Source organism: Paenibacillus sp. FSL R7-0313 (assembly GCF_037969885.1).
GTDB lineage: Bacteria > Bacillota > Bacilli > Paenibacillales > Paenibacillaceae > Paenibacillus.
Window position 1 is genome coordinate 5588779 of the sequence record NZ_CP150219.1, and the last position, 17279, is coordinate 5606057.

General features: G+C 46.2%; 19 protein-coding genes. 6 read left to right on the forward strand and 13 right to left on the reverse strand.

The window, feature by feature from the left end; all coding sequences use genetic code 11:
* Window positions 1-33: 33 nt before the first annotated feature.
* Entirely contained in the window at window positions 34-354 is a 321-nt protein-coding gene (locus NSQ38_RS24200; RefSeq protein WP_074094613.1) for a hypothetical protein, read from the reverse strand.
* 422 nt (window positions 355-776) lie between these two features.
* Between NSQ38_RS24200 and NSQ38_RS24205 the strand changes: the two genes are divergently transcribed.
* On the forward strand, window positions 777-1016 hold the full coding sequence (locus tag NSQ38_RS24205; protein WP_074094612.1) for a hypothetical protein: 240 nt from the start codon (window positions 777-779) through the stop codon (window positions 1014-1016).
* A 122-nt stretch (window positions 1017-1138) separates the two neighbouring features.
* Here the strand turns inward: NSQ38_RS24205 and NSQ38_RS24210 are convergent, their stop codons facing one another.
* The 6 genes from NSQ38_RS24210 to NSQ38_RS24235 form a co-directional block, all read right to left on the reverse strand.
* Window positions 1139-1291 (reverse strand): hypothetical protein, encoded by a 153-nt coding sequence (locus NSQ38_RS24210; RefSeq protein ID WP_164783094.1) that lies wholly within the window; start codon window positions 1289-1291, stop codon window positions 1139-1141.
* 245 nt (window positions 1292-1536) lie between these two features.
* On the reverse strand, window positions 1537-3012 hold the full coding sequence (locus NSQ38_RS24215; RefSeq protein WP_339784501.1) for an aldehyde dehydrogenase family protein: 1476 nt from the start codon (window positions 3010-3012) through the stop codon (window positions 1537-1539).
* Window positions 3013-3182: 170 nt separating this feature from the next.
* Window positions 3183-3722 carry a GNAT family N-acetyltransferase gene (locus NSQ38_RS24220; RefSeq protein WP_339790688.1) on the reverse strand — a complete coding sequence of 180 codons (540 nt, stop codon included), beginning with the start codon at window positions 3720-3722 and terminating at the stop codon, window positions 3183-3185.
* Between the two features lie 113 nt (window positions 3723-3835).
* The gene (locus tag NSQ38_RS24225; RefSeq protein ID WP_036609207.1) at window positions 3836-4174 is read right to left on the reverse strand and encodes a L,D-transpeptidase; all 339 of its coding nucleotides are present in this window, start codon (window positions 4172-4174) and stop codon (window positions 3836-3838) included.
* Between the two features lie 56 nt (window positions 4175-4230).
* Window positions 4231-5340, reverse strand: a complete 1110-nt coding sequence (rsgA, locus tag NSQ38_RS24230; protein WP_339784503.1) for a ribosome small subunit-dependent GTPase A — start codon at window positions 5338-5340, stop codon at window positions 4231-4233.
* 447 nt (window positions 5341-5787) lie between these two features.
* The gene (locus NSQ38_RS24235) at window positions 5788-6381 is read right to left on the reverse strand and encodes a metalloregulator ArsR/SmtB family transcription factor (RefSeq protein ID WP_091034982.1); all 594 of its coding nucleotides are present in this window, start codon (window positions 6379-6381) and stop codon (window positions 5788-5790) included.
* Between the two features lie 178 nt (window positions 6382-6559).
* Here NSQ38_RS24235 and NSQ38_RS24240 point away from each other — a divergent pair, with 178 nt between their 5' ends.
* The 3 genes from NSQ38_RS24240 to NSQ38_RS24250 all read left to right on the forward strand — a co-directional run bounded on the left by NSQ38_RS24240 (window position 6560) and on the right by NSQ38_RS24250 (window position 8840).
* Window positions 6560-7558, forward strand: coding sequence for a YpdA family putative bacillithiol disulfide reductase (locus tag NSQ38_RS24240; protein WP_338593890.1), 999 nt, complete (start codon window positions 6560-6562; stop codon window positions 7556-7558).
* Window positions 7559-7563: 5 nt separating this feature from the next.
* Window positions 7564-8007 carry a DUF441 domain-containing protein gene (locus NSQ38_RS24245; RefSeq protein WP_036609212.1) on the forward strand — a complete coding sequence of 148 codons (444 nt, stop codon included), beginning with the start codon at window positions 7564-7566 and terminating at the stop codon, window positions 8005-8007.
* Between the two features lie 320 nt (window positions 8008-8327).
* Entirely contained in the window at window positions 8328-8840 is a 513-nt protein-coding gene (locus tag NSQ38_RS24250) for an ADP-heptose synthase (protein ID WP_338593889.1), read from the forward strand.
* A 95-nt stretch (window positions 8841-8935) separates the two neighbouring features.
* Here NSQ38_RS24250 and NSQ38_RS24255 read toward each other — a convergent pair whose 3' ends face one another.
* Together NSQ38_RS24255 and NSQ38_RS24260 are read right to left on the reverse strand one after the other, a co-directional pair.
* Window positions 8936-9385 carry an NUDIX domain-containing protein gene (locus NSQ38_RS24255; protein WP_339784504.1) on the reverse strand — a complete coding sequence of 150 codons (450 nt, stop codon included), beginning with the start codon at window positions 9383-9385 and terminating at the stop codon, window positions 8936-8938.
* 74 nt (window positions 9386-9459) lie between these two features.
* Complete coding sequence (locus tag NSQ38_RS24260) at window positions 9460-9756, reverse strand: HesB/YadR/YfhF family protein (RefSeq protein WP_017689086.1); 297 nt, start codon at window positions 9754-9756, stop codon at window positions 9460-9462.
* A gap of 485 nt (window positions 9757-10241) precedes the next feature.
* On the opposite strand from NSQ38_RS24260, the gene NSQ38_RS24265 reads away from it, so the two are divergent.
* Window positions 10242-11987 carry an ABC transporter transmembrane domain-containing protein gene (locus NSQ38_RS24265; protein WP_091031779.1) on the forward strand — a complete coding sequence of 582 codons (1746 nt, stop codon included), beginning with the start codon at window positions 10242-10244 and terminating at the stop codon, window positions 11985-11987.
* 12 nt (window positions 11988-11999) lie between these two features.
* A complete protein-coding gene (locus NSQ38_RS24270; protein WP_339784505.1) occupies window positions 12000-14090 on the forward strand; it encodes an ABC transporter ATP-binding protein in 2091 nt (696 codons plus the stop codon).
* A gap of 183 nt (window positions 14091-14273) precedes the next feature.
* Here NSQ38_RS24270 and NSQ38_RS24275 read toward each other — a convergent pair whose 3' ends face one another.
* The 4 genes from NSQ38_RS24275 to NSQ38_RS24290 form a co-directional block, all read right to left on the reverse strand.
* Window positions 14274-14900 (reverse strand): YdcF family protein, encoded by a 627-nt coding sequence (locus NSQ38_RS24275; protein ID WP_249911067.1) that lies wholly within the window; start codon window positions 14898-14900, stop codon window positions 14274-14276.
* Window positions 14897-15442 (reverse strand): hypothetical protein, encoded by a 546-nt coding sequence (locus NSQ38_RS24280; protein ID WP_339784506.1) that lies wholly within the window; start codon window positions 15440-15442, stop codon window positions 14897-14899. Before NSQ38_RS24280 ends, NSQ38_RS24275 begins: the two co-directional genes overlap by 4 nt.
* A 99-nt stretch (window positions 15443-15541) precedes the next feature.
* Window positions 15542-16252, reverse strand: a complete 711-nt coding sequence (locus NSQ38_RS24285; RefSeq protein ID WP_091031789.1) for a hypothetical protein — start codon at window positions 16250-16252, stop codon at window positions 15542-15544.
* A complete protein-coding gene (locus NSQ38_RS24290; RefSeq protein WP_339784507.1) occupies window positions 16249-17235 on the reverse strand; it encodes an ABC transporter ATP-binding protein in 987 nt (328 codons plus the stop codon). The genes NSQ38_RS24285 and NSQ38_RS24290 overlap by 4 nt, the downstream gene beginning before the upstream one ends.
* Window positions 17236-17279 lie beyond the last annotated feature (44 nt).

The window sequence follows — 17279 nt, forward strand, 5'->3', positions numbered from 1 at the left end:
TCGTTCAATAATGAATGTATACGTTCAAAAGCCCTATTCGTTGCTGTCCTGTTGAAACAATGAACGTCTTCCATATACAGGCGCTTCTTCCGAAGTCGTTGAAAAAGCCCGCTGGACACGTACGCAACTGCCTTGTCGCAGCCCTGTTTCCATTAACTGCTGTGCGTTCTGTGGAGAAAACCACAGACCTTCCGGAAACTTGGCTTCAAGGATGTACTGAATGCCGTCGCCTGGTGCCTGTCCAAAAATGCGAACGCCGAGTAATGTCTTCAAATGTTCAATGGTACATTCGTCCGGAACATCGATGTCGAACCATTCTCCTTCCTCGCGGCCGGAATACACGGTTAGAATCATCCGAATCCCTCCCATGGTCTCATATGTAAATTGTCCTAATGTCAGATTAAATCAAAAAAAAGAGAATGAATCGTTATATCAACCCTATTTTCTTACATAAACACCCTGTTTGCAATGTACCACCTGTAATTTTGTTACATATGACCCACGTATATATTAAAATATCGTACATTCGACTCAGAACTTTCGTGGCAGTTATGCAATTAAATATTGCGAGGATACGAAAATTTTCGTTTTTTGTTCCATTTAAATGGTAATTAATTTTCGTTTTTCAGGACTTTTATTCCTTCGCTCACAATTGAATTGTGAACACTTTTCAAACATTACCCACCTTTATGTTTTCATAAGCTGATTTTAAGGTAATTTTAAGCATTGGAATTTAATATTAGCTGTATGAAATAACAACCGTGAGGTGATTTCAAGTGAGAACCCTAATAACCTTTCAAAACAAATCAATCCCTGTATATTTTAATCAAGAAAACAAACAACCTATGCAGAAGACATTAAGATTGCTTAGCAGTGCTCTGGAGCATAAAATTAGCAACGGTAAACGCGCCATTCAAAAATGTCTGCATTCTTTAATTAGTATTGAGATTGTTAATGGAGAAGCCATTCTCCACAGTCGAAGTGAAAACGACTCCCTTGCTTTATCCTTATATTAAAAGGAGTCACCCAAGACACATTCATTACAAGACATGAAAAAGGAAGCTGTCGTTATAGACAAGCTTCCTTTTTTGAGTTGTATACACGTTAACAGCGGATCGCAATTATTATCAGCCATCACTCAGTGCAGTTTGCTCAGGACATAGGCGGCATCATGTTCTTCCGCAATCTCGGCTTTACGAATACGAATGACAAACAGCCGAACCAAATTGGCACGTGTATGTTCTTCCTGACAGGTATTCAGTTTCCTCAGAATAAAGCGGTCAATGGACATGAATTTAAAGCCCCTTTGCCATTGGATTTACGGATCGATTCTTCCGTGTATCCATAAATAACCAGATAGCGTCAGCCCCAAACAGCTTTTCCGTTCTTATATTAAGCCGTATTTTGCTGCGGTGTAAAATTGTGCAAAAAGCCCGTCCCACCAAGCTGGAGACGGACTTTCGCATGATTTGTCGATCTTTTTGCAGCCCATTCTAATCATTCATAAATGCCTCTGCCAGTTCACCCTTTTTCGACTTATTTCACTCCCGGATATTCCCGATATTGGTGCTGAATGCTGATCCAACGAGTACGTGTAAACTTCTCAATGGCCCAATCCCCACCGAAACGTCCAATCCCCGAAGCTTTTTCACCGCCAAACATCACATGCGCTTCATCGTTCACAGACTGATCATTTACATGCACCATACCAGATTCAATGCGCTGGGCAACCTCATATCCCCGATTCAGATCTTTGGTGAATACGGAACCACTAAGTCCATAAGGAGTATCATTCGCCAAACGTACAGCTTCCTGCTCATCTCGAGCCTTCATGATCACTGCCACGGGGCCGAATAATTCCTGCTGCACGATATCTTGTTCAGGTTTAACATCGGCAAGTATAGTAGGAGATAGCACGCTGCCTTTACTGGTCCCCCCGAGCAATAACCGTGCACCTTCGGCCTTGGCTTTGTTCACAAGCTCCAGCAATCGTGTTACCTCTTTTTCCCGAATGAGAGGACCCACGAGTGTTTTGGCATCCGCCGGATCACCTGTCTGGACATTCTTCGTTTTGGCAACAAATGAATCGACGAATTGGTCGTAAATATCGGCATGCACAATGATACGATTCAAAGCCATGCAGATCTGTCCCTGATGCAGAAACTTGCCAAAGACCGCGGCTTCGGCAGCACGTTCAATGTCCGCATCTTCCAGCACAACCATGGCGTTGTTGCCGCCTAGTTCGAGTGCCGTTTCTTTTAAATGTTCACCCGCCAGTTTACCGATCCCCTGTCCAACTTCTGTGGAACCCGTAAATGAAATTACTTTGGGAACCGGATGAGCGACAAAGTAATCCCCGATCTCGCTGCCACTTCCGGCAACAACATTCAACACGCCTTCAGGCAGACCGGCTTGTTCAAACAAATCGGCAATGAGCCAACCTGCCGTAATTGGAGTGTCCGATGCTGGTTTAATCACCACACCATTACCAAGGGCAATCGCTGGAGCTACAGATCGAAGGCATAGATGCAAAGGGAAGTTCCATGGCCCGATAACACCAATCACTCCCTTCGGCTCGCGAACCACACGGTTCTCTTTGCCAGGAGTATTGGACGGAATAATCTCACCCTTCATGCGATAAGGAAAAGATGCTGCTTCATCCACAATGCGTTTAGCCGCTGCAAACTCCGCCTCCGATTTGATTCGGGTACTCCCGGATTCCGTGATCAGCAGCTGAATAATCTCCTCTTTTCGCTCTGTCATCAGGGATGAAACTTTACGCAATACCTCTTCTTTCGCAGCGGGCAAAGACTTCGCCCATTCAATCGAATTTTTCTGAGCTGACTCATAAGCCTTATCTATGTCATTCTTATTGGAAGAGCGCCATGTAGCAATGACTTCTCCCGTATAAGGATTGATATTCTCCATTGTTTTCTCACCGGAGCCATCTACCCAGCTGCCATTAATATATTGTTTCGTCCATGTTGTATGTTCAGTGTCCATTAAAGTCATGTGAATACGCCTCCTGATTAAGATTAAATGTCACACCTGCACAACGGTGTACTACATCATTAACCTTGTTCAGAATTACGCAAACGTGAAGACCTGAATTAGCTCTTCCATTCTTTAAGCTTAAGGGAAACAATACAACTCCCACTATTCTCTCAGCATCTGGACGTCTTTCAACAGTCGGGTAGTCTCTTCTCTCCAAAGAGGTTTAAGTCTTCCCATCCGTAGCCAACTTCGATCAGATCTTGACCAGCGATGCGGATAGACTGTCTATGGACTGGTGTGCCTCCCATCTTTTCATAGAAGCGGCAAGCTGAATTACGCTCCAAAGCCCATATGATCAAACGTTTCATATTGTGGGTCTGCAGATGATGAACGACATGTGTCGCCAGTTGCTGACCTATCCCCGTTTGTTGCACTTCCTTCAGCAAATATATAGCGTACAACTCTCCATCATAAGGTAATTTGCCTTCACGCTCCTTACCCCCACACGCAAATCCGACAATGTTCCCATCATCTTGTTCAGCTACCACCAGAATCTGATCCTTTTCGCCAGAACGAATGGTCTTCTCCCACTGGGACAATCTTGATTCTATAGTCAAATGATCCAAAAAATTGTCGGGCACAATTCCCCGATACGTTGTCTTCCAACTCTCTGTATGTACATGGGCTATACCTTGCGCATCTCCTTCACGCGCCAGCCTGATCAGCATAGCTATCACTCGCTTTCTCTCGTAACTGCCATAGTTTTACCATATTATATGTTCTTCTTTCTATAATTCCAAATTGATCCATCGAACTACCTCTTATAAAGTAAAATCCGGCCCTACGGCCGGATCGTCACTCTCGTACCTACAGATACCTTGGAAGACAGATCCAGTACATCCGAGTTGTACATGCGTATACAACCATGGGAGACGGATTTGCCAATTGACCAAGGCTCATTGGTTCCGTGTATGCCATAATGGGGAGCAGACAGTCCCATCCAGAACACGCCAAACGGCCCACCTGGATTGGATTGTTTGTTAATAATAGTAAACTCCCCGTTTGGAGTCTGTGTGAGCATCTTGCCAGTGCCCACGGGATATCCCTTAATCACCTGATTGCCATCCAGAAGATATAACATGTGGTCAGACAGATCTACAATAATCCTGTAATCCGGCATAATGACATCCCTCCTGACCTATCTTATGCAAGGTGCCGGATGATGCCCGCCTGATTTCAGGCTTCCTCCCACTCTTTCACACTACGGGAGTGCTTGGGTTTACGACTATTGGCCGGTTTGCTGGAGGCGGTACGTCTTCTCGATGCCACTTCTTCCTTGCGTTGCTGATATTGCAATTCCTTTTGCATTTTCAGATAATTATTCAGTCTTTTTTCATCCAATGAACCATCCTGTATGGCCTCTTTCACTGCACATCCGGCTTCCCGTGTATGACTGCAATCCAGAAATCTGCACGTGGCCGCAAGCTCCTCAATTTCTCCAAACGCATGCGACAGCCCATCATTGCCTTCATCCCAGAGATTAAGCTCCCGCATTCCTGGAGTATCGATCAATACGGCTCCCTGTGGAAGAACAAACATCTCCCGGTGTGTTGTCGTATGTCTCCCACGGCTGTCTCCCTCGCGGACGGATTGTGTAAGCTGCACATCCTCACCCATCATCCAGTTCACCAGCGTAGACTTGCCACTGCCAGAAGATCCTGTGAGCGCAACAGTCAACCCTGGCTGCAAATATCGTTCCAGTAAGGATTTTCCTTGCCCCTCCACTGCAGATATTGCAAGTACTTCAACGCCTGGAGCAATTCCTTCTACACTTCGGATCTGTTCTTCCACATTGTTGCATAGATCACTTTTGCTCAAGACAATGACCGGCCTTACGCCACCATTCCAAGCCATCATCACGTATCTTTCGAGTCGTCTAAGGTTGAAATCATGATTAAGTGCAGCCACGATTAACAGTGTATCTACGTTTGCGGCGATTAATTGTTCCTTGGTCACCGGACCTGCCGCCTGCCTTGATACCCTGCTCTGACGTGGCACCAGATTGTGAATAATTGCTTCTTCACCTGCCTGACCTGTAATCGCCACCCAATCTCCAACCGCTGGTACCAAGCTGGTCTCCAGACTATCATGACGCATTCGGCCCGATATTCTTCCCCAGCATTCGCCCTCTTCTGTAACCAAACGTTGCAGATGTCCATGGTCTGCGATAATTCTGGCTGGCTTTTTCTCCTGCTCTTCCATTCCTGTCTCTTGCCACAGTTTCTGCCACTTTGCAGACCAGCCGTACTTCTCAATATGATTATCTAAAATAAAAATTCCTCCCAAAATAAGTTTGTTTACTTCATTCAAGCCGAGTGAACAATTATCTCCGGTCCAGATCAAAACAAAAAACCACGAGTAGAAGTACACCCGCGGCAATAAGTAGTTAGCTGAATAAAGATCATCCCTTCTCGTAGATATACCGGATAGAGTACTTAACCCTCCGATAATAAACAATTCAGGAACACCCTTTTATTGGCAAACAAAAAAGCCACGGGTGCGTCACCCGTGGCTTCATCTGAGCATGTCATACTTCACGTTACAATGGATACTGCTATCCAGCTAACGCAAAATTACATGCTTTGATCCGTTCCGGAGACGCTGTTCATATTCAAATTAACGTATACTGCATTTAAGTTTGTCATAAACAATCGCCTCCCTTGTAGAATTATCCATTATGTTACACACTGAGCTTTGCAGTTGTCAAGCCCAAACTATTTTTACCCGTCTACTTTATTTGACCTGATCCCAGCGTGTCCACATCTCCTTCGGATTCAATTCATAGATCTCCTCTTCCCGATACATGAACTGATGCATGATAAATTCCCGCCGAATCGTGGCAAAGTCTTCATGGTATTGTTTTATAAATGTATTGATTTCTTTCTCCGTATACTTCCGACCAAATTCAAGCTGCTCGACCAGATGACCAAGTACAATCAGTTTTTTCTTGTATTGAGCCGGAATCTGACGCAGTCGCCCATCTTTGGAGAAAAAATTTCTCATGACCGACGCTTTCAATGTTTCGTTCACATCACTCATATCCGTAACCTCCTCTCGCTTAAAAATAAAATCAACCGAAGCCTGTGCATTCTCGCGGATAAACGAAGGATTGAGTGTGAAATACACTGTATTTTTCTCCCGTCGTTCCTTAATCAGCGCCGCCTCTCTCAGCTTGGATGCATGATGTGTCACGGTTGGCTGTGACAGATTCAGCCGTTCGGCAAGTGCCTGTCCGTGCAGTTCACCCTGTGCCAGCAACAGCAGCATGCGGAGCCGGGTCGGGTCAGCCAACGCTTTATGATAAGCCACAATTTTCTCCAGCTGCATCATCGTTCATCTCACTTTCAATTAGATAAATATCTAATTTGATATTAATCTTTTCCTCTCTCTACGTCAACTCCTTTGGATTCAATTAAACTTGTCTGAGTTAAACTCACGCTTGAACTGGCATTGGCTCGTTATTTACGGTAGGATTATATTGCTTGAAATAAGGAGGATTAAGAACATGGAAGATGTCATTATTATTGGCGGAGGCCCATGCGGTCTGTCTGCTGCCATTGAATGTGAGCGGCTGGGACTGTCCGCTGTGATCGTTGAGAAATACAATATCGTTCAATCTATTTATCTGTATCCAACCCATATGCAGTTTTTCAGCACAGCCGAGCTGCTTGAGATCGGAAACGTTCCGTTCAGCACACCTAATGATAAACCGTTTCGTTATGAAGCACTTGCCTATTATCGCAGGGTAGCCGAACATTTTGGTCTGCGTGTTCATAACTATGAAGAAGCCCGTGAAATTAAACGCAAGGATGATGGTACGTTTGAGGTACATACGCTCAATCGCCGCGGGGAGGCCATCGTACATGTTGGACGCAATGTAGTTGTGGCTACCGGTTATTTTGACCATCCTAACTATCTGGGTATCCCTGGAGAAGATAAAGATAAAGTAACTCATTACTTCCGGGAAGCCCACCCTTATACCCGTACACGTGTCGCCATTATTGGCGGAAGCAACTCCGCCGTGGATGCGGCCATGGAATTGGTTCGGGTCGGAGCTCATATTGATATGGTTTATCGCGGCAACGGTCTGTCCCAGCATATTAAACCATGGGTACGTCCGTTATTCGAGAGCATGGTGACAAAAGGTCGTATCACACTGCACCTGGAATCACGCGTGAATGAAATACTGGATGATTCGATTCGTCTGATACACACGGATGGTTCCACTCGGGAACTGGATAATGACTTTGTACTGGCAATGACCGGTTTCCGTCCAGATCGTCAACTACTCACATCGGTAGGTGTGGAAATGTCTGATGATATGGATAAACCTCTATATGATGCACAAACGATGGAAAGCAGCGTACCTGGTGTATATGTGGGCGGAGTCATCGCTTCGGGGCGTAATGCCAATGAAGTCTTTATTGAATCCGGGCGCTGGCATGGACGTTACATTGCGGAACATATCGTTAGCAAACAACGTGGACAGATTGAAGGGAAATGAAAACCATGGATATGACTTCCCTGCTGTTGCTCGTATTTGCGGCTCTCGGGATTATCAGCAGCAACACACCTGTGACCGTAGCGATGGTATTTCTGCTGTTGCTACGAGTCCTGAACCTGAATCAGGCATTTCCATGGCTTGAAAAATACGGACTTACACTGGGCATTATCATTCTGACCATTGGCGTGATGGCACCTCTTGCCAGTGGCAAGATGAGTCTGCAGACGATCGGTGAGTCTTTCCTGCACTGGAAATCACTGCTCGCCATTGGCGTAGGATTACTCGTGGCATATCTCGGAGGACGTGGTGCTACGCTGATGGGTACACAGCCAACTGTCGTTGCAGGGCTGTTAATCGGAACGGTACTTGGCGTTGCCCTGTTCAAGGGTGTACCTGTGGGTCCATTGATTGCGGCGGGAATTTTATCATTGCTACTGGGCAAATCCTGATTCAAGTTGTGAAGGTTGTGACCTGACATGCTATGCAGATTGGCTGTATTTCCCACCGTTGTGTGATATACTTCTATTCATGCAAATTATGTACACGAGTCTACAGCAGAATAATGCATATTAGAGGTTGTTCAAAAAGTCCGCTTTTGATTACGAAGGATGCCTAGAGGCATCCTCAGCATCGAATATGGAATTCAGCCGAAATGTCTTCTCGGTACTGAAAACCGTCCTATTTGAACACGTACTATTATGGTTATGCTGTTGCATAAACGTATAGATTCACTTTGCAACTATTAATGGCGCAGGAGGATTAAGGAACCATGTCACGTCAGTTTATTACAGAAGCCGTGATGGTGGCCATTTACGGTCAATTGCTAGCGCCGCCCGCGCCTGTTGAATATATTGTTCCTTATACCACCATCCTTGAGCTATATGAATTCCAGACCAGTCCTGATCCCATGATGGATAACCCGGCAGATGATCAGCATGTGAAATCCAAAATCAATGAAATGATTTCTTATTTCGAGGAACCGCTGAATAAGAAAAAAATAGAGCGTGCATTACTTATTCCATGGGCCAAAAGCCCCTCCATTTTATTCGGTGACCAAGTATCCGTTGCCATTATCAATGCAATAGATACGGCACAGTACGGGGAGTATTTCGATCCCATTGAAACAGAACTGCTGCTGACATCTCATCGCCTGAGTATCCCGATTCTCACCGATCAGGTTGAACTGATCGCACGCATAATTGAGTCCGAATCACCTGTACAGGTATTTGACATTGATGATTTTGATTTTGCGATGGATGATGAACCTCTCGATCAGGTATAAATGGCTCAATGAATACGTAAGTAAGTTTCAAAAAAATGACCTCAGTACCCACTTTAACGTGGATGCCAAGGTCATTTTTTGCGTTAACACTTATTTTATTCGGCAATATCCCGCGCTAACAGAATTCGGCTAATCTCATTCAGAGTTGGTAACGACTCCAGAGCAAAAAACTTCAGACCCGCATCGCTATTTACACGCGACTCCACAAGGTCATCCTGAATAATCACTGTCCGGAACAGGGCAATGACATAATACTCTTCATCTCCGCTTGAATGCAGATACCGCAGGTCAGGCCCCGAATACAGACCTTCCAGAGTCATCGTATCAGCAGTCCAACCTGTCTCTTCCCATAACTCCCGATGTGCAGCATCTTCAATGGCCTCCCCCGGGCGCATCTCACCGGCTGGCAACCGCCAATGACCGTGCCCCGCATGCTGAATCAGCAGTAATTCACCTTGTTCGTTCTCAGCCCGCACCGCCGCTTTTACAACAATATGAGAGCGTTTTGCGATATACTGGGCCAAATCTCGTGGTGGCAGATTCACTGCTTATCCCCTCCTCCTACTCGGAAGCCGGTGGCGACCTGTAATCCATCTATTGCTTAGCAAGACTTCAAAAATTAGATTTCCGTATAACGATATTCGATATCCTGACCTTCATCAACGATATCCACATGCAGTTGGTGCCCTTTCAGATACCAATAATCGTGATCTTCCATAAAGAATTGAATCCCCGACACTTCGGTTTGATCCGCAGGATGTCTTGGTTTCTCCACAGCAATACCTAGCGAAAATCCAGGGTGAAGACCTCCGCCAGAGCTATAACGGGCAAAAAATCGAATGCTGTCTCCCTCGTTCAAATTCAGTTCTTCCTTGTACCAGCGAGCAGCTTGATCGGATACATGTATGGTACTCATTTGGTGTCAGCTCCTTCTGTATATATATGTTCCATCATATCTCGACAGGGACTTGAATACAAACCCGAGAGAGCATATGAAGACAAATTAAGTTGTGAAAAATGTTTGACAGATTGTAAAAGCTGGTGTTAAGATGCAAACATACGAGGTCTACATTGTATTTATTTCCAAAAAAGAAAGGGTGATTACGGTGTTTAACAAAGATATGATAGGTCAATTCAGCACACAATTAAATACCGGAGCACACCCGAAATCATTATTCCGTTCATAAGTCGGCATGACAAGGCGTTCTTTCATTAGAACCTCTGTGATGTTTACTCACAATCGAACTTATGTATGGTGGCGGCTCTGTTCTCGGAGCCATGCTGCCGTATGATCATATGAAGACATACCGCCTGCGTGCGGTATGTCTTTTTTTGTGGGTACATTTCGGCATACATGAACGGAATCTGCATTTCTCGGACATCGAAAGGAAGGGATAACACTTGTTCTCTGTACTTAAAAACCTGGCCTGGTTCTTCCGGCTGGAACGCAAACGATACCTAACCGGTGTCATCTTGCTTATTCTGGTGGGCATTGCCGAACTGCTGCCCCCTCGTCTTCTTGGCAATGCCATCGACGAGATTGTGCGCGGTTCCATTACCGGCACCTCACTTACCCGTTATATTTTGCTTATTCTGGGAACAGTCATCATTATCTATCTCGTTACATACGTTTGGATGCACAAACTGTTTGGTGGTGCCAATCTGGTGGAGCGGCTGCTTCGTTCACGCTTTATGGACCACTTGTTACGGATGACTCCTCCCTTTTTTGAGAAAAACAGAACAGGAGATCTGATGGCTCGGGCCACCAATGATCTTCGTTCCATTGCTACTACAGCAGGCTTCGGCATGCTGACCTTAACAGACTCTACAGCCTTTCTGGCCACCGTATTGTTCGCCATGGGTTTCCTGGTTAGTTGGAAACTGACCTTGGCGGCAATCCTGCCATTACCTTTTATCGCCATTGCCATGATGATCTATGGTAAAGCTGTACATCAACGTTATACCCTAGCACAGGATGCATTCGGAGATATGAACGACCAGGTGCTGGAATCCATCGCCGGGATCCGTGTTGTGCGTGCCTATGTGCAGGAACGTCTGGACGAGAAACGGTTCGCCGATGTGACCGAAGATGTGTATCGCAAAAACCTGGCTGTTGCCAGAATGGATGCCCTATTTGAACCCACCATCCGCCTCTTCGTTGGACTCAGTTATGTGATTGCACTTGCCTACGGCATATATCTTGTATTTCATAATGAAATTACCCTGGGGGATCTCGTATCGTTCAACATGTACCTGGGGATGATGATCTGGCCCATGTTTGCTATCGGCGAATTAATTAACCTGATGCAACGTGGTAGCGCTTCGCTTGATCGAGTCAACGAGACTTTATCGGTAGAACCTGCCGTACAAGATGTGGAGCAACCTGCTCACGTTACGAATCCGGAAGAAATTGCGATGCAGGATGTTACATTCCGTTACCCAAGTTCCACTGTCGACAATCTCAGTCATATCAGCTTTTCGCTACGACGGGGTCAAACGTTGGGTGTTGTGGGTCGTACGGGTAGCGGTAAGTCTACTTTGCTCAAACAACTGCTTCATGAATACCCTGCCGGTTCGGGCACATTAAGCATCTCGGGTCATCCGATTCAGGATATCGCCAAAGATGACTTGCACAGCTGGATCGGGTACGTACCACAGGAACAAGTTCTGTTCTCCAAATCAGTTCGTCAGAACATTCAATTCGGTAAACCTGGGGCCAGTGATGAAGTCATCATGGAAGCCATTCGTACCGCCGCTTTTGACGGGGATCTGGGAACCTTGTCCGATGGACTGGATACACTTGTTGGTGAAAAAGGAATCTCTCTGTCCGGCGGACAGAAGCAGCGTGTATCGCTGGCGCGTGCCTTTATTGCTAATCCTGATATTCTGATCCTCGATGATGCCTTATCTGCTGTCGATGCACGTACTGAAGCCAAAATTATTGAAAATATACGCAACAAACGCTCGGGCAAAACCACGCTGATCTCGACTCATCGCCTGTCTGCTATTGAACATGCTGACCGAATCATCGTACTGGAGCACGGGAAAATTACGGAAGAAGGCACTCACCAGGAATTGTTAGCCATGAACGGCTGGTACCGTGAACAGTATGAACGGCAACAGGTCGAGTCCAATCTGTCCACGTAGGAGGTCAATTCATTGAAGTCTAATACAGGCAAAAGGCTGCTTGATTACGCCTTGAAAGCCAAAGGAACATTTATCGCTGCATTAATTATGCTTACCATTGGTGTTGCGGCCGAGCTTGCCGGGCCGTTCATCGCCAAATCCATGATCGACAATCACTTGCTCGCGATTGAGCAGCCTTTCTATGAGACAACAGCTTCAGATGAAGCCGCAGTCTACAACGGTAAGAACTACAAACGCGAAGGCTTGTTCGAACCGGATGAAAACAAAGGTTCCGAGGTCCGGGTATTACAGGCCGGCAGAAGTTTTTATTTTGTAAGCGAACCGGTAAGCGCACCTGACGGGGACCGCACATATGCGGATGGAACCCTCACGGTTATACGTGCAGGTGAGGTAACAGGTCAATATGCGGCAACCCCCCTGTCAGCAGGTGAACTGTTTGCTTTTTACAAACCGGAGATGCCCAGCATCTATCAATTAATTGTGTATTACATGATCTTCCTCGTGATCTCGGTCATTATGGAGTTTGGCAAAACATTCTGGCTGCAGTCCTCGGCCAACAAGGTCATTCAAAGACTGCGTAACGATGTGTATGCCCACATTCAGCGACTGCCGGTGCACTTTTTTGATAACCTGCCCGCAGGTAAAGTTGTATCTCGGGTCACAAACGATACAGAAGCCGTCAAGGATCTGTTCGTTGCCGTTCTTTCGAACTTTTTCTCAGGTATCATCACAATTACGGGTGTGTATGTCGCACTCTTCCTGCTTGATGTCCGCCTGGGTCTGATCTCATTATTCGTTGTGCCGATGCTCGTTACATGGATTGTGCTCTATCGGAAATTCGCCACTCGTTACAACACGATTATTCGGTCACGACTGAGTGAGATCAATGCCATCATTAACGAGTCCATTCAGGGGATGTCCATTATCCGCGTATTCCGCCATCAGAAACAAACCAAACAAGAATTCGAAGATCTGAATGATGACTATATGAAACACCAGAACAAAATGCTCAACCTGAATGCCTTCACCTCACACAACCTGGTTAACGTATTACGGAATATCGCCTTTGCGGTGGTCCTGTGGTACTTCGGTTCCAGCGTGTTGGATGGCACAAGTATTATCTCCCTGGGTGTTCTGTATGCCTTCGTTGATGTTCTGGGTCGCTTGTTCCAGCCAATCACCGGCATGGTGAATCAACTCGCCAACCTGGACTCCTCCCTCGTATCCGCTGGTCGCGTCTTTGAGCTGATGGATGAAAAGGGAGAAGCTGTAACCGATGGCTCTATGCCAAGATACAAAGGGAATGTTGTCTTCGACGATGTATCCTTTGCCTATAAGAAGGACTTCGTACTCAACAATATCTCGTTCAAAGCATCCCAAGGTCAGACGGTCGCTCTGGTCGGTCATACCGGTTCGGGTAAAAGCTCAATCATCAACCTGTTATTCCGGTTCTATGATCCGCAAAAAGGCAAGATCACGATTGACGGTCAGAACGTCAAAGATCTGCCTAAACAGTGGATTCGCGAGCATATGGGGATTGTATTGCAGGACCCCTATCTGTTCACAGGCACCATTGCTTCCAACGTCAGTCTCGGCGATGAGAAGATCTCCCGTGAACGAATTGAACAGGCGCTGCGTGATGTAGGCGCTGAACGTATACTGGCTCATTTGCCTCAAGGCTTTGACGAACCCGTCATCGAAAAAGGAAGCACATTGTCTGCTGGACAGCGTCAGTTGATCTCCTTTGCTCGTGCACTGGCGTTTGATCCGGCCATCCTCATTCTGGATGAAGCAACTGCCAATATTGATACGGAAACAGAAGCTTTGATTCAGAACGCACTCGAAGTCCTCAAAAAAGGACGTACCACCTTCATCATTGCTCACCGTCTCTCCACTATTCGTTCGGCAGATCAGATTCTGGTTTTGCATCGTGGACGTATCGTTGAGCAAGGTGCACATGATGAACTGATGGAGCTTAAAGGCCGCTATTATAAGATGTATCAGCTTCAACAAGGTGCGCAAGCAGCAGCCGTCGCAACTCTCGAGAATCCGTCAGGTGATTCCGTTCCAACCTCAACCTCCTTTGCCGGAGGCAATGCATAACAGAGTAAAACTGAAAGTTCTTTAAGTAACCAATCAAAAATGATGTACTCGACGGCAACACAAAAACCGATCTACACCGCAAACCCTGAGGTAGCTGTGTAGATCGGTTTTTTGTATTTCATCGGGATTCAAATTCCGATACTGTTTATTTCCTCCAGTCAAAAAAACAATCCGCGTGCAACCTTATGGCTGCTGCGGATTGTCTATCCATCCTTTGATCGTATATCCCATGTACATCACGGTCTCTCTTGCGAGAAAAGGAAACTTGCTGCGCCAGGTTCGATACGCCGTAGTTCGTGTCGGAGAGGGTACGGCATCCATACCCAGACCGGCAGCCAGCTTCATGGCCCGTTTCATATGTAATGGATCACTCACAATCGTATAGGTTTGATAACCGGCCTGTTCACCAATTGGAATTGAATTGACTAGATTCTCCTCGGTAATTCTGGATTTGGTCTCTATGCGAATGTCCGCAGGATCTACTCCATGTGCGATGGCATACTTCTGACCCACTTCAGCTTCCGTATGTTCTCCCTCATCACCTGAGCCACCTGTGAAAAGCAGATTACGAACGGTACCCTGACGGTATAATTCAATCCCGTGTTCAATACGTTCGCGAAATACAGGTGAAGGGTTATCCCCCGCCACGGCTGCGCCCAGAATGATTGCTGCATCCGATATCCTGGATGAATCCTCATCCGTATATGCAGATATACGGATTGCGGTAACCACGGTCCACAGGATTCCAACCAGTACTACAGCCAGAACCGTCATTAATATCCAGCGTTTCGTTATCCGTTTGCTTGTCATTCATCCTCTTCCAAAGCCCTTGCTTGCATACTCTCGCTATGAATCCGCTCCAGCGTTTGCAGAGCTGCTGCGGATTCGGCATCCAGACCAAGCTCTGCAATCCAGGCACCCGTATATTGCTGAAGACGGATCTCCAACTCCTGTGCACGGTCTTTGAAATCCTCCAATTCCTTAATCATGCGTGATCGTCCTTCCGGACTGAATGTCTCGTGAATTCGTTCCTTGAAATAATGATGTACGATACGGTTACGTTGCTGCCATAATTCATTCAACTGGCGAGTCTCTTCCTCAGAGAATGTAAAATGATGGCGCACTTCGTGAATGAGCTGCCCCAGTGAACTGCTCATCTTTCGTTCGTACAGATCTTCCAGATCCTCTTCAGACACGGCTTTGCCCTGAGACATTTTCATTAATAAAATCAGATTGACCAGCTGCTGTTCAAGCGCCTGCCCGTAGTACACGGCCAATCCGTAATAGGCAAACAATTCCCTGGAGTGTTCGCTGTCCAGCATGTCACCATTCTGGATATCTGTATTTTGCATATGCGAGCGCCCCCTTCAACCGTACAATGTTAACCATTCCATGTTCCTCTATCCTAACCAAACCAAGAGCAACATTCAAGTTATCGGGAAGCGCGTCTTCTAACTCCGCAGATCTCTTCTACCGGACAGCCACACATGGATGATTAGTAACCCCATTGCGTAGAGCACAGTCCACAGCGTAACCGAAACAAAAGAGTCCATCTTTGATTCATCAAATAACATCATCTCACGAACCAGATAAAAAGCTGGCGGAAGAATGCGGCCAAGCCATTCTAATGATTCAGGCAAACGTTCACTTAAGGAACCTTGGATAAACGATAGTAATAATACAATAATGAGGGCAGGCATACTTCGACTAAGCAAGGGAATGTACGATTTTTGAAAAAATACACTGATGCCTAATCCCAGCAGTGATAACCCCAAATGTCCTAACCAAGTCATCATCCACTCCTCACCTGTGGGTTGTCTCTCGAACATTCCAGCGAACACGGGATACAGCACAGTGATTACGGTGAGCATGAATTGCATTATCCAGGCACAGATGAGTTGACTTGTTACAACCTTACGCCTGCTTCCTGTATGAAGGACGAGCAATTGATACTGCTTTGCAGGTTCCGTATTCATCACCATTACTCCGAGCCAAGCAGCTGCCAGAAATAACAGCATAGCCGTAACACTGTAACTGTCCGCAATAGGGTTGGGTTTGTAGGAATAGATTAGCAGCATGGCGATGATATAAAAGATAACCGGTGCAAAATATTTCTGTGAGCGAATGTGATGCCTTAACAAATATCGGGTCAGATAGATCATTCGGCTTCTCCCCCCGCATCATCCATGGAAGAGCTTAAGTCCACAGATTCTGTGACATCTCCACGACTCGCATGTACAGCTGGATGTTGTCCTTCCAGCAGACTTTCCATATGTAATTGACTTTCTTCCTGTTGTACGGACACAACCGAACCTCCGGAAGCCAGAATCATTCTGAGTACATCATCAGTTGATTGTTGAACCACTTTCCAATCCCACAACCAAGACTTGGATTTCTCCGAGCTCGTATTACGAACTAAAGACAGTACTCCCGGTTGTTGTACAACGGATGGATTTTTGGCCAGATCCTCTCCAGCTTCCGTCAGACTTTGAATACATACAACGGGTTCGCCAGCTTGTAGTATATCTTCACGACTCCAGTAACGGAGGATGCGGCCTTGCTTCAACACAATCACCTGGTCTGCCAAACGTTCAATAAGCAACGGTTCATGGCACGCTGTAACGATGGATGTCCCTTCATCCTTCCATTGCCCCAATAAGGATACAACTGCCTCTTGAGCTGGAATATCCAAGCCTGATAAAGGTTCATCCAGCAACAAAAGACCACCCGGTTCAGGTAACAGGGCCTGAATCAAATTTACTTTTTGCAGTGTGCCCTTCGATAATAAGGGTAACTTCTGATCAATCGCGGTATCGAGATATAAAAGTTCACTAAGTTCTCTAATCCGCCCACGCAGTACTTCGGGGCGAATGCCCCGAATCCGACCCATGTCCCACAAGTACTCTCCAGAGGTAAAGGGTAAACGTGGCAGACCATCTACTGCATACCCATCAGAACCCTTCATTGTGCGCTGGATCGATCCTGTATCGGGTAACAAAATACCTGCCAACATACGTAGCAACGTGCTTTTGCCCGAGCCGTTTCTGCCAACAAGCACAGAACATTCGCCCTGTTTCACTTCCAGATTAATTTGATTCAGTACCTGAGTACTGCCTAATCGCTTGCTCACTTGTTGAAGCAACATACCTCGACCTGATGAGTCTGCTACATCTTGATCGGCTTTCTTGA

Excerpts from the sequence above, each read along its gene's own strand:
- NSQ38_RS24200 (WP_074094613.1), bottom strand. The coding sequence starts at position 354 with ATGATTCTAACCGTGTATTCCGGCCGCGAGGAAGGAGAATGGTTCGAC.
- NSQ38_RS24210 (WP_164783094.1), bottom strand. The coding sequence starts at position 1,291 with ATGTCCATTGACCGCTTTATTCTGAGGAAACTGAATACCTGTCAGGAA.
- NSQ38_RS24215 (WP_339784501.1), bottom strand. The coding sequence starts at position 3,012 with ATGACTTTAATGGACACTGAACATACAACATGGACGAAACAATATATT.
- NSQ38_RS24220 (WP_339790688.1), bottom strand. The coding sequence starts at position 3,722 with ATGCTGATCAGGCTGGCGCGTGAAGGAGATGCGCAAGGTATAGCCCAT.
- NSQ38_RS24225 (WP_036609207.1), bottom strand. The coding sequence starts at position 4,174 with ATGCCGGATTACAGGATTATTGTAGATCTGTCTGACCACATGTTATAT.
- NSQ38_RS24235 (WP_091034982.1), bottom strand. The coding sequence starts at position 6,381 with ATGCAGCTGGAGAAAATTGTGGCTTATCATAAAGCGTTGGCTGACCCG.
- NSQ38_RS24240 (WP_338593890.1), top strand. The coding sequence starts at position 6,560 with ATGGAAGATGTCATTATTATTGGCGGAGGCCCATGCGGTCTGTCTGCT.
- NSQ38_RS24245 (WP_036609212.1), top strand. The coding sequence starts at position 7,564 with ATGGATATGACTTCCCTGCTGTTGCTCGTATTTGCGGCTCTCGGGATT.
- NSQ38_RS24250 (WP_338593889.1), top strand. The coding sequence starts at position 8,328 with ATGTCACGTCAGTTTATTACAGAAGCCGTGATGGTGGCCATTTACGGT.
- NSQ38_RS24260 (WP_017689086.1), bottom strand. The coding sequence starts at position 9,756 with ATGAGTACCATACATGTATCCGATCAAGCTGCTCGCTGGTACAAGGAA.
- NSQ38_RS24275 (WP_249911067.1), bottom strand. The coding sequence starts at position 14,900 with ATGACAAGCAAACGGATAACGAAACGCTGGATATTAATGACGGTTCTG.
- NSQ38_RS24280 (WP_339784506.1), bottom strand. The coding sequence starts at position 15,442 with ATGCAAAATACAGATATCCAGAATGGTGACATGCTGGACAGCGAACAC.
- NSQ38_RS24285 (WP_091031789.1), bottom strand. The coding sequence starts at position 16,252 with ATGATCTATCTGACCCGATATTTGTTAAGGCATCACATTCGCTCACAG.
- NSQ38_RS24290 (WP_339784507.1), bottom strand. The coding sequence starts at position 17,235 with ATGTTGCTTCAACAAGTGAGCAAGCGATTAGGCAGTACTCAGGTACTG.